Consider the following 14,511-nt stretch of genomic DNA (forward strand, 5'->3'; position numbering starts at 1 on the left):
GGCACCCGCAAAAGCGCGAAGCAATCAATGTCGAATTCAAGCCTTGATCTTGTCCGGCAATATCCAATCGTGCGCGCCAGCACGCTTGCCATTCTATTTTACGGTTTCGCGGGTGCTGCCACCACGCCTTACCAGCCGCTGGTCGGCATTCGCGTTATCGGCCTGAGCGATTTCACCTATTCACTTATCGCGTTCTGTGCGGTGATAGCCAATCTGGTGGCGAGCATCGGGATCGGCCTCATCTCGGATCGGGTCGGTCGGTATCGCGCACCGATGCTCGTCGTCACATCGCTCGGTATCTTGGGTTTTGGTGTTGTCTGGCTGTTTCCCTCTTCATGGATTTTCGCGCTGGCAACGATTGGGCCCATTGCACTTTTCAATGTCATCAGCACGCTTCTCTTTGCCAATATCCGCAATCATTCAAACGGCATGACGCCATTGGAACTGGGTGACTCGATCACCATCGTTCGCATGGCAATGTCAATTGCCTGGATTCTTGTCCCTGGCCTTGTCGGATTGATCCTGTCCGGAACTGGGTCGCCGCTAACCGCATATGCCTTTGCGACATTGCTCTCGCTCTGCTGCTTCATCTCGATCGTCTATATGATGCCGCACGATCGCAAAGTGAGCATCGAGAGCAGCAGCACAAAACCATCAAGTCTCGCAGACCTGCGACGTCTGGCTTCGCCCGATGTCATCGCCCGGCTTATCGGTACAGCGCTCATCACATCCGTCCTCCACCTCAACGCCATAGCGCTACCGCTTATCGTTACCGGTCAAGGCGGCGGAACGATTAAAGATGTCGGTATGGTCATGGGCTTTGTCGCAGCGCTTGAAGCTGTGCTGATGCTGGTCTGGGCCCGCATTGGACGCACAACCAGCCAGATCCGCATTTTCTTCGTGGCATCGTTGCTTTACGCAATCTATCTGGTCTGGCTCGCATTCCTGACCACCCGATGGGAAATTTACGCAGCATCGGCCATTGGCGGCATCGGAGCTGCGGCAATCGTAAGCCAGCCGATCAGCTATCTGCTTGGCATCATTCACGACCGGCCCGGTCTGTCGGCTTCCCTGATCGCGATCAACATGTTCATCGCCGGTGGCATTGGCACAGCACTTTTTGCAATCGGCACGAGCTTTGCCGGATATGGGACTGTAACCATCATGGGTGCGATTGTAGGCTTGGCTGGTGTAGCGGTTCTGGCTAAGGTCGAGCACAAAAGAAACTGACAAAGTGAGAATGCGCTTGAACAGAATATTGCTGGAAGTCTGTGTCGATGATGCAGAGGGCTTGGCCGCTGCAATCGAAGGCGGCGCCGATCGTATCGAGCTCTGCTCGGCGCTTGCCATTGGCGGACTGACACCATCCATTGGCCTCATGCAGCTCTCCGCAAAAGCTTCCATCCCAGTCATGGCGATGATACGCCCGCGCGCGGGAAGCTTCATCTGGAGTGACGATGAATTGCAGATCATGGAAGCCGAAGTTGCAATAACACGCGCCCTTGGTCTCGCCGGTGTGGTGATCGGTGCCAATCTACCCGAAGGCAGGCTCGACCAGCCCGCGCTCCAACGACTGGTGAAAGCGGCAGATGGCCTTGATATAGCCCTGCATCGCTCAATCGATCTGACGCCAGATGTCGTGGAAGCTGTTGAGATTGCCAAACAGCTTGGAATCAACCGCATTCTGTCTTCCGGCGGCGCTCAGAAGGCCGTATCTGGCCTGGAAAGATTAGCGACAATGCAGAAAGCAGCCGGGAACGAGATCGTCATCATGCCGGGTTCTGGCGTTAATATCGACACGCTATCCACAATCCTTGTGGCTCTGCCGGATATCACCGAAATTCACGCGTCATGCAGCGCGCCGCTGATTGCCGATCAGACACTCTTGCATTTCGGCTTTGCCGCTGCCGGTTCCACTCGAACAGCAGCAAACAAAGTCGCTGAATTGCGCACGGCACTTGAGCGTAGCTAATATGAATTGTGTTCGAATAAACATTCAGCACATAATATTTGTGTTGAAGTAACATTTTCTTTCGAATAGAAAATCCTGACGCTGAAGCATATCGCCCGAAAATGGGACCCAGTTTTGAAAAGGGATAAGTTGCAACAAACCGAAGATCTCTATCAGACTGTGCAGGCAGCGGCGGCGGAGCTTACTCCGAAGCTACGCGGCATATGTCAGTTGATCGAAAGCGATCCGGTTGGCTTTATACGCTCCACTGCGCGCGAATTGTGCGGCCAACTCGGCACTTCGGAGCCAACGCTTATCCGTTTCTGTCAGCGCTTTGGCTATGCCGGTCTTGCCGATTTTCGTATCGATCTTGCTTTATCACTGGCCCAAAAACCTGCCCTCACCCCGTTTGGTGTTGAATCCAATCCGGTTGATCGACGCGCCGTTAACTTCGACGCAAAGGATACAATCGGGCGCAAGGCAGCCCACCTCCTTGAAGGTGATACGGCTGTGCTCTTCGACAATGGTTCCAGCACTGAGCGTCTTGCAGCGCATCTTGGCAATCTTGCGCCGCTTGTCATCATGACCCGCAGCCTCGATGTGGCGCGGACCGTGCTCGGCCACAAACAGCATCAGGTGATGCTGACCGGCGGCAATATTCGTCGTGAAACCATGTCCGTGACCGGACGCCTGGTTGATTCAGCTCTATCCGAAATGCGCTTCGACACCTTCTTCATGGGGGCCGACAGCATCGACCCGGAAACCGGCGTCAGCACATTTCTCGAAGACGAGGCCCATCAGAACCGCGCGATGATTGAAGCTTCTGGCCGGGTTATCGTGCTGGCCGACAAAACGAAATTCAGCAAACCACGACTGCATCGTATTTGCGCAATGGATCGGATTTCAGCAATCGTGACCGATCTTGAGCCAAACCATGAAATAGCCAACCGCATCCGCGAACGTGGTGTGCGTTTCATCAGTACTCAAGAGGACGGCGTTAATGACTAAGCTGGAAACGAGCCACACCTGGCAGGAAATTCACGCACAGCCCGGCATCTGGCAGGCATGGGCCGAGCCGCTTGCCGCGCAATCGGCTGAAATCCGCGAATGGATTGCCGCCAAAGGTATCAAGCGTATCGTGTTCAGTGGTGCCGGCACCTCGGCCTTCATCGGTCAGGCCCTAGCCTCAACCAAGACTGGCGCGATTTCGCTGGCATCTATTGCAACCACCGACATCGTTTCTAATCCATCTGAAACATTGATCAATGACGCAGAACTCCTCGTCGTGCAGTTTGGCCGCAGCGGCAACAGCTCGGAAACCATCGCAACGCTCGATCTGCTGGATGAGCATTTCCCCAAGGTCCATCGTCTCAACATCACCTGCAACGGTGAAAGCGCATTGGCAGTCCGCCCGGCAAAGGGGCCTGGCGAACAACGCGTGATTGTGTTGCCTGAAGCAACCCATGATCGCGCCTTTGCCATGACTTCGAGCTATACGACGATGCTTCTGTCGGCGCTCGCCTGCATCGACCCTACGGCTGACGTGGCGTCAAAGCTTGGCAATCTTTCGGTTGCGGCTGCTAAAGCAATCGCCCAGCTTGACGCCACCCCTGCACCGCATCCTGAACGTGCCATTTTTCTTGGTTCCGGCGCATTGACCGGCGTCGCGCGCGAAAGCGCACTCAAGGTGCTGGAACTGACCGCAGGCCAGGTCATGACCAATTGGGACAGCACACTCGGTTTTCGTCATGGTCCGAAGGCTTCAGTCGTTGGCAACACCCGCGTCGTGGTCTTCATCCATCCAGACCAGCATACCGCGCGCTATGATCTCGATATCGCACGCGAAATCGCACAACAATTTCCGCTCGCAACCGTCACAACCGTTGGCGGCGAAGGCTGTGACCTTGCGCATCAATTGACTGCTGCCAATCATCAAGGTGACAGCCGCTGGGATGCTGTGCTTTATGTGCTTCTGGCGCAAATCTGGTCTGCCCGCTGGTCCGCGGAACTCGATCTCAACATCGACAATCCATTTATCGATCAAGGCAACCTGACACGCGTCGTTTCCGGGGTTAAGATTTACCCCTTTAACGCATGAAGCATGAGGTCAGCATGATCTGCGGCGCCATTGATCTGGGCGGCACCAAAATTGAGGGCCGCCTGTTCGACGCAAATATGGAAACCGTTCTGACGCGGCGGATTCCAACTCCTGTGAGCAGTTTCGAGGATTTCATCGAAGGGCTGGCGGCACAGATTGAATGGCTGAGCGAAACATCCGGTAGTCCGAAATTGCCCGTTGGCATCAGCCTTCCCGGCTGGATCGACCCGGCCAATGGCCACGGCTTTGCTTCCAACATTCCCATCACCGGACGTGATGTGGGTGCAGCACTTGTGGCGCGTTTCGGACGCAGTTTCCCATTGATGAACGATTGTATGGCTTTCGCTTATTCGGAAGTTCACGGCGGTGCAGGCGAAGGCGGCGACGTCGTGATCGGCCTCATTGTCGGCACTGGCATGGGTGCAGGTCTTGTGATCAATGGCGATATTCCCCCACGCTATAATGGTCTGGCGCTGGAAGTCGGCCATACGGGCATGCCAGCACGTATTTTAAGCCAGCAGAACCTGCCCTTGATCCCTTGCGGTTGCGGCAAGACCGGTTGCATGGAACGCTATGTTTCCGGCACAGGCCTTGCCGATATTTCAAAGATCAAGCTTGGTGAAACAATTTCCAATCAGGAGCTGACACTACGCGCATCCAATGGTGATGCGGCGGCAGAACAGGTTCTCAATGACTGGGCAGAACTGATGGCGGAATCGCTCCTGACGATGCAGCTCGTCGTCGATCCCGATTGCATTGTGCTGGGCGGAGGCCTTTCCAACATGGACGGTGTTGCCGAACGTGTATCGAAAGCATTCGAAAAACAAAAGCTCGGGCCAACCCGCATACCAGCGATCAGAACAGCCCGTTTCGGCGACAGTTCCGGCGCGCGTGGCGTTGCACTTTACGCACTTAGAGCGCATTTGAACCAGCTTGAATCAGATTCAAATACCCTCTAACTATTTGTTTTAACGCGTATCTTATCCGAAAGTCGTTTCACAGTTTTCGGGATGCGCTCTAATAAAGCAGGAGAACCCCGATGAGCCGTCTTGTCGCCCCAGACTTTGTATTCCTCAATGGGCGGCTTCAGACTGGTCTCGTGGCCGAGATCGGGGCTAGGGGCATTGATCGCCTGCGCCCGCGTAAATCAGATGAGACCCCGGACCTCACCCCGCATATCCTGATGCCTGCCTGTATTGATCTGCAGGTCAATGGCGCGGGCGGCGTCATGCTCAATTCTGACACCAACGCCAAGGGTATCGCGCATATCATTTCGACACTGCGCAAACGCGGCACTGGCTGGGTTCTGCCAACGTTGATCACCTGCGAGCCGGAGCGTATCATTCAGGCGGCTCACGCCGCCGTCGAATGCAAGGGCATGGACGGCTTCTTCGGCCTGCATATCGAAGGCCCGCATTTGAACCCTGCACGCAAGGGCACGCATCGCGTCGAATTTATCCGCCCTATGGATGCCTCCACGCTCGAAGCGCTAAAAATTCTGCGCAAGGCGGATGTGCCGGTGATGCTTACACTCGCGCCAGAAATGGTGCCTGGCGACACGATCCGTCAGATCGTCGATATGGGCGTCGTGGTTTCCGCCGGTCATACCAATGGCACGACCGATGAGGCAAAAGCGGGGCTTGAAGCTGGGATCAGCTGCTTCACCCATCTTTACAATGCCATGCCGCCAATGACCTCACGTGAGCCGGGCGTGGTTGGCACAGCAATTGGCAGCGATGCATTCGTCGGCATCATCGTCGACGGACATCATGTGACGTGGGAAATGGTTGGCATTGCATGGCGCGCGCGCGCAAGGCGTGATCGCATGTTTCTTGTGTCTGACGCTATGTCCACCATTGGCGGGCCAGATCATTTCGAGCTTTACGGCGAACGGATCGAAGTGCGCGATGGTGCCCTCGTCAATGCCGCCGGTTCACTTGCTGGTGCCCATATCGATATGGTCGGCTGTCTCGCCAATCTGGTTCAACAAGTCGGCGTGCCGCTTGAAGAGGCGATCCGCGCCGCCTGTGTCGTGCCTGCCGATGTGATGGGATGTGCTGCACCAAACCTCGGCTCCGGAACGGAGCTGCCCGAGCTTCTCGCTCTCGACAAGGATTTGAAGCGAATTTCCCTCTGACATTCACTCTTGCGAGTCACGTCGTGAGCAGCACGGAAACCTTGAGCAACATTCCCGCGCACTCTAAAAAAGGGGCGCGGGGAATACCGCGCCTCTCATTGAATGCTAGACTTTGAGGCTGTCCTTAGCCAAATTATGGAAGAAGGACACGCCGCGCTCCAGAATTTCATCGTTGAAATTATACTTTGACGTATGCAAGCCTGAGCTTTCACCATTTCCGATTAGGAGATAAGCACCGGAAGCCTTTTCCAGCATGAAGGAAAAATCTTCGCTGCCCATCAGCGGCTTGTCCATCTCTTCAAATGCGTCTTCGCCGTAATGCTGAACCACTGTTGCCTTTGCCTGCTCAAAAGCTGTCGCATCATTGATGGTTGCGGGATAGCCGGTCATCCATTCAAAGCTCACATCTGCGCCATAGCTTGCGGCCTGCATCTTGGCCACTTGCTCGAGCTTATCGCGCAATGTCTTGCGGATAACCGGATCGGTTGCACGCATCGAGATTTCAAGCTTGGCGGTATCGGGAATAACGTTGCAAACCGCACCGGAATTAAACGCGCCGACCGTAATCACACTTGGCTGATGCGGCGAAACATTACGCGCGACGATCGTTTGCAACGCCATGACGATACTTGAAGCGACCACAATCGGATCAATCGTCTTTTCAGGCTCTGCACCGTGCCCGCCGCTGCCCCTTACCGTGAGCGTCAACGCATCGATGGACGCCGCAATTGGTCCAGCCTTCGAGGCAAACTTGCCGGCTTGAAGACCCGGCCAGTTATGCAGAGCAAAAACTTGATCGCAGGGGAAGCGCTCAAACAGGCCTTCTTCGATCATGATCTGCGCACCACCGAAGTTTTCTTCGGCGGGCTGAAAGATGAAATGAACGGTTCCAGAAAAGTCAGGATCCTGCGCAAGCGACCACGCAGCACCCAGCAGCATTGCCGTATGGCCATCATGGCCACAAGCATGCATCTTGCCAGCGTTCTTGCTCGCATAAGGCAGGCCAGTTTCTTCCAGAATTGGCAGTGCATCGAAATCAGCGCGAAAACCGATGGAACGGTTTGAATTGCCGCGACGCAGAGAGGCAACGATGCCAGTCTTCGCAAGACCACGGCTGAGTTCATAACCCCATTTTTCAAGCGTCGAGGCGATATAGTCGGAAGTCTCAACTTCCTCCAGGCCCAACTCAGGAATGCTGTGCAGATGCCTGCGGACAGCTCTCAGTTCATCGCCGAATGTACCCAGTTTATTGTCCGTCATGATCTCCCCCTCAACTCATATGCAGGAACTGGCGCAAACGCGGTGACTGCGGATTGCGCATCACGATATCAGGCGAACCGCGCTCTTCAACCAGTCCCTGATGCAGAAAGATGACTTCGCTCGAAATTTCGCGAGCGAGTGCCATTTCATGCGTCACCATCACCATTGTCCGGCCTTCTCTAGCGAGCTTTTTGATAACCTGCAGCACTTCTGTCACAAGTTCCGGATCGAGTGCTGAGGTCGGCTCATCGAACAGCATAACCTCGGGCTTCATTGCGAGCGCGCGCGCAATCGCGGCACGTTGCTGCTGACCACCGGAAAGCTGGCTCGGATACTGATCGCGCTTGGGCGTAATACCCACCTTTTCCATCAGAACCTCAGCCTCGGCCAGCGCCTCCGCCTTCGACATGCCCAGAACGTGGATCGGTCCTTCGACGATGTTCTCGAGGATGGTGCGATGGGACCAGAGATTAAAGCTCTGGAAGACCATACCAAGACGGGTGCGGATATGCTCAAGCTGGCGCGGGTCGGCGGCATGCGATTTTCCATCGCGCCCAACTTTCGTGCGGATCACCTCGCCTGCAACGGAAATCTCTCCCTCGTCAGGCGTTTCCAGATAGTTGATGCAACGAAGCAATGTGCTCTTACCGGAGCCACTGCTGCCTATCAGCGATATGACATCGCCTTTCTTCGCTTCAAAGGAGATACCTTTGAGAACTTCGACGCCTGCGAAGCTCTTGTGAATATTTTTGACGGCCAGTGCCATGGAAGTCATTTTGAATTGCTCCTGAAACAGATCAGACCATCGAGGCGCGTGAGCCACTCATGCGCCGTTCGATCACATTCATGATCCGGGTGAGGATGAACACAACTGTGAAATAGAGGATGCCTGCCGCAATCAACGGCTCGAATATCGACAGGGAACTGCGTTGCAACGCGCGTGCGGTTCCCATCACTTCCATGATCGTAATTGTGGAAGCAAGCGAAGTGGATTTGAGCAGGATGATAAGATCACTGGTCAGGACCGGCATACAATGACGGAAGGCCAGCGGCAGGGTGATACGGCGCAAAATCTTGAACCGGCTCATACCGATAGAAAGTGCTGCTTCGATCTGTCCGCGTGGGATCGATTTGATAGCGCCGCGAATAACCTCGGCATTGTAAGCACCCTGATTGAGGCTCAGCGCAAACACCGCATACCACAGACCATCACGCATATATGGCCACAGGAAGCTGTGTCTGACCCATGTGCCTGGCAGGATCTGCCCGAGCCCGTAATAGATCAGATAAAGCTGCACCAGAAGCGGCGTGCCTCGGAAAATGAAGGTGTAGATAAAAGCCGGCCATTTCAGAATGCGGCTGTTTGAAAGCCGCGCCAGCGCGCTAAGTGTACCGAAAATCAGGCCAATAACACCCGCCGTAGCCGTCAATAGCAGTGTGAGCGGCATTGCCTTGATGAGAGGCGGTAGGAACTCAACGATTTTTGTGATCGATTCCATTATCCATGCCCCCGGCTCAGGCGCTTTTCAAGCTGCGCAATCACAATTACCGAGACCAGCGTGATGGCCAGAAACAGGAATGCCGTGAGGCCATAAAAGAAGATGTACTGCTTGGTGGAGGCAGCTGCACGATAGCCGGTGTAAAGCAGTTCATGGAACGAACCCAACACCGATATGATCGCGCTTTCCTTGGTGATCGATAACCACAGATTGCCGATGCCGGGCACTGCATGACGCATCATTTGCGGGAAGGTGACGCGGGTGAATATCTGACGTCTGCGCATTCCGATGGAAAGAGCAGCTTCGATCTGACCGCGTGGAATGGCAAGATAGGAAGCTCGCAGCACTTCCGTCATGAACGCACCATTGACGAAAGCCAGCGCGATGATCGCAGCCCAGAAGGCGCTAAACTGGAAATCGTTTCCGACAAGGCCTGTTGCTTTCAGAAGGCGTTCGGCACCCGTCGCAACGGAAAAATACAACAGCAGAATAACGAGCAGTTCAGGCAGAGCGCGAACCACCGTCGTATAAAAATCTGCGATCGCTTTTATGTAGCGATTACGCGAAAGCTTACCGGAGGCGCCAGTGAGCCCGAAAAGAAACGAGACTGCGAATGCTACGGCCGAGACCTGCAAGGTCATCATAAGCCCATGCGCGAACTCGTCTCCCCAGCCCTCACTTCCCCAGGCCAACAGTTGCCAATAAGAATCCATGCAGATTAATCCGATCATAAAAGCCCAGCGCTTTATAGAACGACTGCTCGGTACAACTCTTATGAGCTGCGGTCTGCTACCGTTCCACTTTATGAAAAGCGCAAAGCATTTTGTGAAATGTGGAGGTCACAGCACCTCGATGAGCGAACGCCGCTGGCGGCGTTCGCATTGGATCGAGTTACTTCTTCTCAAAAATCCACTTGTCGACCAGCGACTTGAGAGTGCCGTCCTTGTCGAGTTCAGCAAGTGCTGCATCGACTTTTTCAAGCGTTGCTGTGTCGCCCTTACGAACTGCATAGGCGACGCCTTCGCCCAGTACGACGCTCTTAGGCGTCACAAGCTTGACCTCGTAGTCTTCGCCCTGCGACGTCTTCAGGAAGTTCTGAACGAAAAGATCTGGTGCCAGAACATAATCGACGCGACCTGCTACAAGATCGGCCACCGAATTGTCAGCAGTGTCGTAGCTCTTGATCGAAACGTCAGGAAGATATTTCGTCATATAGGCCGACTGGACGCTCGATGTCTGGACACCGACGATCTTGCCCGAGAGGGCCGCCTGATCAACGACTTCACCGGAACCGTCGCTTGCTGCGACTGTGCCGATTTTGTCTTCATCAGACTTGGCGCCAGCGACGACCGTACCTTCGGTGTAGTACGGCGTGCTGAAATCGACGACCTTGCGGCGTTCATCCGTCACGGAGAATGCACCGATAATGAAATCGACCTTGTTTTCGGTGAGCGATGGAATGAGGCCATCCCACGCCATCGACTTGAACTCGCACTTGTCCGCAAGCTTCTCGCAAAGGGCGCGTGAAAGGTCTGCTTCCAGCCCTTCCCATTCACCCGCCGCGTTGACCTGCGTGAAAGGCATATATGGCTCTGGCGTCATGCCAAGACGAAGTTTTCCGTCAGCTTGAGCAGCACCACTGGCCAAGACAGCAAGCGCAATCGCACCAGCAATTTTCCCTTTAAAACCCACCATGTTCCCGTTCTCCTTATATTTTTGTTGGCTTGCCTGTGATGATAGCAAGCACGGGGAATGCGCATACAAAAACAGCTCAGGAGCGGATGCCCCTGAGCCGTCAGAATTACTTGCGATACCAGCGAAGCGACATGCAGGAAAGGCCAGCGTCGATCTTGCCGATCTCCGTGGTCTTGAGCGGAACCACGTTATAGCCGCTCTTCTCCAGCAACTCGATGGTGCGCGGGAAATCCGAGCCGACCATCACGACGTCATTGACGCGCAGCGCATTGGCAGCAGCTTCTTCGCCTTCTGGAACGATCAGCTGGCGAAGACCAGAGAATACGCCCGACTTTGCGAGACGGCTCGTCGAAAGAACGGTTTCTTCATCGACCAGCGAGCAATCGGTTTTGAAATGAAGGACGCCTTCAGGGGTCGAGACAACTTCACCCTTGCGACCGATCTTATCGAGGCTGGCGATCAGGGCCGCTGCACCCGCTTTGTCGGTACGGGCGGAAAGGCCGATCATCACGCTCTTCTGCGTGGTCAGAACGTCGCCGCCATCAGCAAAACCTGGTTCCGGCAGTTCAACAACCGTATCAAACATCTGACGCAGCGTCGGTTCGATGACAGCTGTTTCGCCAACGCGCGAAAGCGCGCCTGGACGCAGCAAAATTGCACCTTCGGTAAAGACGAGCGCTGGATCTTCGACGAAAATGGAATCTGGGAAATCTTCAAGTGCTGGAAGGATCGTAACCTCAACACCTGCAGCGCGCATGGCAGCGATATAAGCATCGTGCTCAGCCTTTACGCCTTCATAGGTCGGGTTGCCGGTATCCAGCGCGCGAAGACCATTTACCACCGAGCGCGAAGGCTCACGGACGATGATCGAATTGAACTCATAAACGGGTCTGTTAGAAGACATGGAAGGTTACCCTCAATTTAGCTGGAGCCTATCTACCCGGCTCTTGTTGTTGCGTAAAGCAAATGTGTACCGTTTGTTGTGCGGCGTGAGAGATGAATGCCTGCGAGCATGCAGCGTACCGATCCACCTGCCAGCTCAATCGTTGGCACGGCGAAAGGCAAAAGCTTTGCAGTCTGCTCGATTGTCTCGATCTGAGCTTTGCTTAAAGCAGCGAAAGCGCGGGCAGAAAGGGCCAGAACGCGACCGTCTCGGCCTTCAAGCTCAATGGCATTACCGGCAAATTCACCGATCTGTTCCGCGGTGAGATGAATGACTGTGCGGCCAGTTTCCTGCAGGCGGTCAACGATCTCCTGACGACGGGCCGGATCGGTAATCATATCGGTGCCGACCAGCGCGTAATCGGTGCCAATGCACATCAGAACATTGGTGTGATAAATCGGCTTGCCTGACGAATCGAGCGCATCAAACACCATCGGTTCGAAATTGAAATGCGTGCAGAAGCGTTCAAGCGCTACCTCATTGGTGCGGTTGGAGCGAGCTGCATAAGCGACGCGTCCAATATGGTCGAGCACCATGGCCCCTGTGCCTTCGAGATAGAAGTGATCGCGCTCCAGACCTGAATAATCGATGACATCCTGAACGCGATAATCGCACTTCAGCATTTCGATAACGTCGGGACGGCGTTCCTTCTGACGGCTTTCCGAGAACATCGGATAAATGGCGACATGTCCGCCCGAATGGGTGGAAAACCAGTTATTGGGAAAAACGGAATCGGGCAGGGCATGGGTTTCATCTTCAAAGAGATGAACCATTACGCCCGCATCGGCCAGTCCCTCGGCCATTCTCGTCACTTCGTCGAAGGCTGCTTTTGCAACCATCTCAGCGGAACGGCGCTCATCGACCGATTGAAACGCATTGTCCTTTGCGGTCTGCGCATTGGGGGTGAAATGGTGTGGTCGGATCATAACGACCGATTTTGGGCTCTGGACAGACGGCCTGCTCATTCTCAGACTATTCTCACTGCTAAAACATGTCGCGAAAGACATGCGTAAAAACAAAGGTTTAAAGCGCTTATCGCGTTACCAAGGGAACCGAATTCAACGCGAACTGCGCCATGAACTGCGCAATGAACTTCGGTTGCGCGATCAGGTCGCTTTGACAGCTCTCAAACATTCTCACACGCTCCTCCAGCAGCACTCCGAGAAACAGAGTAGGAGGGCATAAAGTCAGTTAAAATTGTAAAACTGCTGGGTGAACTGTAAAAATTCTAGCAATTTGCACAATCAAACTGTAAAAACTGCTATGCATATTTTCGACGAACTGGATCATAAGCTGATTGCCATTTTGCGGGAGGACGGACGTGCGCCACTCTCGAAACTGGCAACAATCCTTGGCGTTTCACGCGGCACCGTTCAGGCGCGTCTCGACCGCCTGCTCGAAACAGGTGCAGCTCTTGGCTTCACGATCCGAGTTCGGCAAGATTACGATGATGGGGTTGTACACGCGATCATGCTGATCGAAGTGCAAGGCCGATCAACGACAAAAGTCATCAAGCTGTTGCGGGGATTGCCGCAGATACGCACTCTGCATACGACCAATGGGTCGTGGGATCTGGTGGCGGAAATCCATGCGGAAAGCCTGCACGAATTCGACCGCGTTCTGCGCGAAGTGCGAACAATCGAAGGCGTGTTGAACAGCGAAACCAGCATCCTGCTCAGTAGTGTATAATAAAAAAGCCGGTGGTTCTCACCACCGGCCTTCCTATTTCCATCAGAGCGCGTTTCGATCTGATTGTATCAGATCGGCGTCCTAACTTATTATATCTAAAGCATAATCTTATCGATCCTCGTTTCACTGCGGTCGGATTATGCTCTATGCTGCTTTTTTGAGCGATTTTTCGCAGCGGAGCAGCATTCCGTAAAGATCGCGCGGCTCATCGGGATCAGCCAGCATGTCCAGTTCGACATAAAGCCCCGTTTCTTTCAGCTTGCTGCGAACATAACGCAGCGCAGAGAAATCTTCGATCGCGAAACCGACACTGTCAAACAAAGTGATCGCGCGATCTGACGAGCGGCCAGCAATTGCTCCCGTGATGACTTCCCAGAGTTCCTTGACCGGGTAATCGGCGTCAAGCTGCTGGATTTCGCCTTCAATACGGGTCTGCGGCGGGTATTCGACAAAAATGTCGGAGCGCAGCAGGATATCCTTGTTAAGCTCGGTCTTGCCGGGGCAATCGCCGCCAACGGCGTTGATATGCACGCCAGGGCCAACCATGTTGTCGCTTAGAATGGTCGCGTATTGCTTATCAGCTGTGACCGTCGTGATGATGTCGGCACCTTCAACGGCTTCCTGCGAGGTGGCGTGGATCGTAATCGAAAGACCGTTATCGCTCAGATTGCGTGCGCAACGCTCGCTCGCAGAGCGATCAATGTCGAACAGACGCAAATTTTCGATGCCCAGAATGGCTTTGAAAGCCAAAGCCTGAAACTCGCTCTGCGCGCCATTACCGATGATCGTCATGGTCTTTGAATCTGGTCGGGCAAGATGTTTTGCGGCAACTGCCGACATGGCTGCCGTGCGCAATGCCGTCAGGATCGTCATTTCGGTCAGCAACATCGGGTAGCCATTGCCGACATCAGCCAGAACGCCAAAAGCAGTAACGGTCTGGCGACCTTCCTTGGTGTTCTTCGGATGGCCGTTCACGTATTTGAAGCCATAAAGCGTACCGTCACTCGTTGGCATCAACTCGATGACGCCTTCGTCAGAATGCGAGGCGACGCGTGGCGTCTTGTCGAACTGCTCCCAGCGGCGGAAATCTTCCTCGATCACGTCAGCCAGTTCCTTGAGGAAGGTTTCGACACCCACCGTAAGCACAAGCTTCATCATGTGATCGACGCTGACGAAGGGAACGATGTTCAGCTTTTCATTGGTCATGATTGTAATCCTTTATCGGATGGACTCGCGCTG

Annotated in this window: 15 protein-coding genes; 7 read left to right on the forward strand and 8 right to left on the reverse strand. The window is 54.4% G+C overall.

The genetic code is table 11. The features are described from left to right. Positions 1 to 27: 27 nt before the first annotated feature. The 6 genes from QBD00_RS11980 to nagA all read left to right on the forward strand — a co-directional run bounded on the left by QBD00_RS11980 (position 28) and on the right by nagA (position 6,186). Positions 28 to 1,230, forward strand: coding sequence for an MFS transporter (locus tag QBD00_RS11980; protein ID WP_318579591.1), 1,203 nt, complete (start codon positions 28 to 30; stop codon positions 1,228 to 1,230). Between the two features lie 16 nt (positions 1,231 to 1,246). Further along, positions 1,247 to 1,972 carry a copper homeostasis protein CutC gene (locus tag QBD00_RS11985; protein WP_318579592.1) on the forward strand — a complete coding sequence of 242 codons (726 nt, stop codon included), beginning with the start codon at positions 1,247 to 1,249 and terminating at the stop codon, positions 1,970 to 1,972. 114 nt (positions 1,973 to 2,086) lie between these two features. Next, positions 2,087 to 2,959 carry a transcriptional regulator gene (locus QBD00_RS11990; protein ID WP_318579593.1) on the forward strand — a complete coding sequence of 291 codons (873 nt, stop codon included), beginning with the start codon at positions 2,087 to 2,089 and terminating at the stop codon, positions 2,957 to 2,959. After that, a complete protein-coding gene (locus QBD00_RS11995; protein ID WP_318579594.1) occupies positions 2,952 to 4,049 on the forward strand; it encodes an SIS domain-containing protein in 1,098 nt (365 codons plus the stop codon). Before QBD00_RS11990 ends, QBD00_RS11995 begins: the two co-directional genes overlap by 8 nt. A gap of 14 nt (positions 4,050 to 4,063) precedes the next feature. Further along, positions 4,064 to 5,008, forward strand: coding sequence for an ROK family protein (locus QBD00_RS12000; RefSeq protein WP_235901654.1), 945 nt, complete (start codon positions 4,064 to 4,066; stop codon positions 5,006 to 5,008). 80 nt (positions 5,009 to 5,088) lie between these two features. Next, positions 5,089 to 6,186: an N-acetylglucosamine-6-phosphate deacetylase gene (gene nagA / locus QBD00_RS12005; protein WP_318579595.1), complete on the forward strand. Its 1,098-nt coding sequence runs from the start codon at positions 5,089 to 5,091 to the stop codon at positions 6,184 to 6,186. A 105-nt stretch (positions 6,187 to 6,291) separates the two neighbouring features. Here the strand turns inward: nagA and QBD00_RS12010 are convergent, their stop codons facing one another. From QBD00_RS12010 to ctlX, 7 genes are all read right to left on the reverse strand, one after another. Then, positions 6,292 to 7,446: a M20 aminoacylase family protein gene (locus QBD00_RS12010; RefSeq protein ID WP_318579596.1), complete on the reverse strand. Its 1,155-nt coding sequence runs from the start codon at positions 7,444 to 7,446 to the stop codon at positions 6,292 to 6,294. Positions 7,447 to 7,456: 10 nt separating this feature from the next. After that, positions 7,457 to 8,221, reverse strand: a complete 765-nt coding sequence (locus QBD00_RS12015; protein ID WP_318579597.1) for an ABC transporter ATP-binding protein — start codon at positions 8,219 to 8,221, stop codon at positions 7,457 to 7,459. A gap of 22 nt (positions 8,222 to 8,243) precedes the next feature. After that, positions 8,244 to 8,945, reverse strand: a complete 702-nt coding sequence (locus QBD00_RS12020; RefSeq protein WP_151091155.1) for an ABC transporter permease — start codon at positions 8,943 to 8,945, stop codon at positions 8,244 to 8,246. Next, entirely contained in the window at positions 8,945 to 9,658 is a 714-nt protein-coding gene (locus tag QBD00_RS12025; RefSeq protein WP_095445088.1) for an ABC transporter permease, read from the reverse strand. Before QBD00_RS12025 ends, QBD00_RS12020 begins: the two co-directional genes overlap by 1 nt. Positions 9,659 to 9,836: 178 nt before the next feature. Further along, a complete protein-coding gene (locus tag QBD00_RS12030) occupies positions 9,837 to 10,640 on the reverse strand; it encodes a transporter substrate-binding domain-containing protein (protein ID WP_191793342.1) in 804 nt (267 codons plus the stop codon). Between the two features lie 106 nt (positions 10,641 to 10,746). Further along, positions 10,747 to 11,544, reverse strand: a complete 798-nt coding sequence (locus QBD00_RS12035; RefSeq protein WP_151091158.1) for a dimethylarginine dimethylaminohydrolase family protein — start codon at positions 11,542 to 11,544, stop codon at positions 10,747 to 10,749. Positions 11,545 to 11,576: 32 nt separating this feature from the next. Beyond that, positions 11,577 to 12,548 (reverse strand): citrulline utilization hydrolase CtlX, encoded by a 972-nt coding sequence (gene ctlX / locus QBD00_RS12040; protein ID WP_318579598.1) that lies wholly within the window; start codon positions 12,546 to 12,548, stop codon positions 11,577 to 11,579. Between the two features lie 298 nt (positions 12,549 to 12,846). On the opposite strand from ctlX, the gene QBD00_RS12045 reads away from it, so the two are divergent. Beyond that, positions 12,847 to 13,272: an Lrp/AsnC family transcriptional regulator gene (locus QBD00_RS12045; protein ID WP_095445092.1), complete on the forward strand. Its 426-nt coding sequence runs from the start codon at positions 12,847 to 12,849 to the stop codon at positions 13,270 to 13,272. A 144-nt stretch (positions 13,273 to 13,416) separates the two neighbouring features. Here the strand turns inward: QBD00_RS12045 and QBD00_RS12050 are convergent, their stop codons facing one another. Next, a complete protein-coding gene (locus QBD00_RS12050) occupies positions 13,417 to 14,478 on the reverse strand; it encodes an ornithine cyclodeaminase (RefSeq protein ID WP_318579599.1) in 1,062 nt (353 codons plus the stop codon). Positions 14,479 to 14,511 lie beyond the last annotated feature (33 nt).

Source organism: Ochrobactrum sp. AN78 (assembly GCF_029909885.1).
In the GTDB taxonomy this organism is placed as follows: Bacteria; Pseudomonadota; Alphaproteobacteria; order Rhizobiales; family Rhizobiaceae; genus Brucella; species Brucella quorumnocens.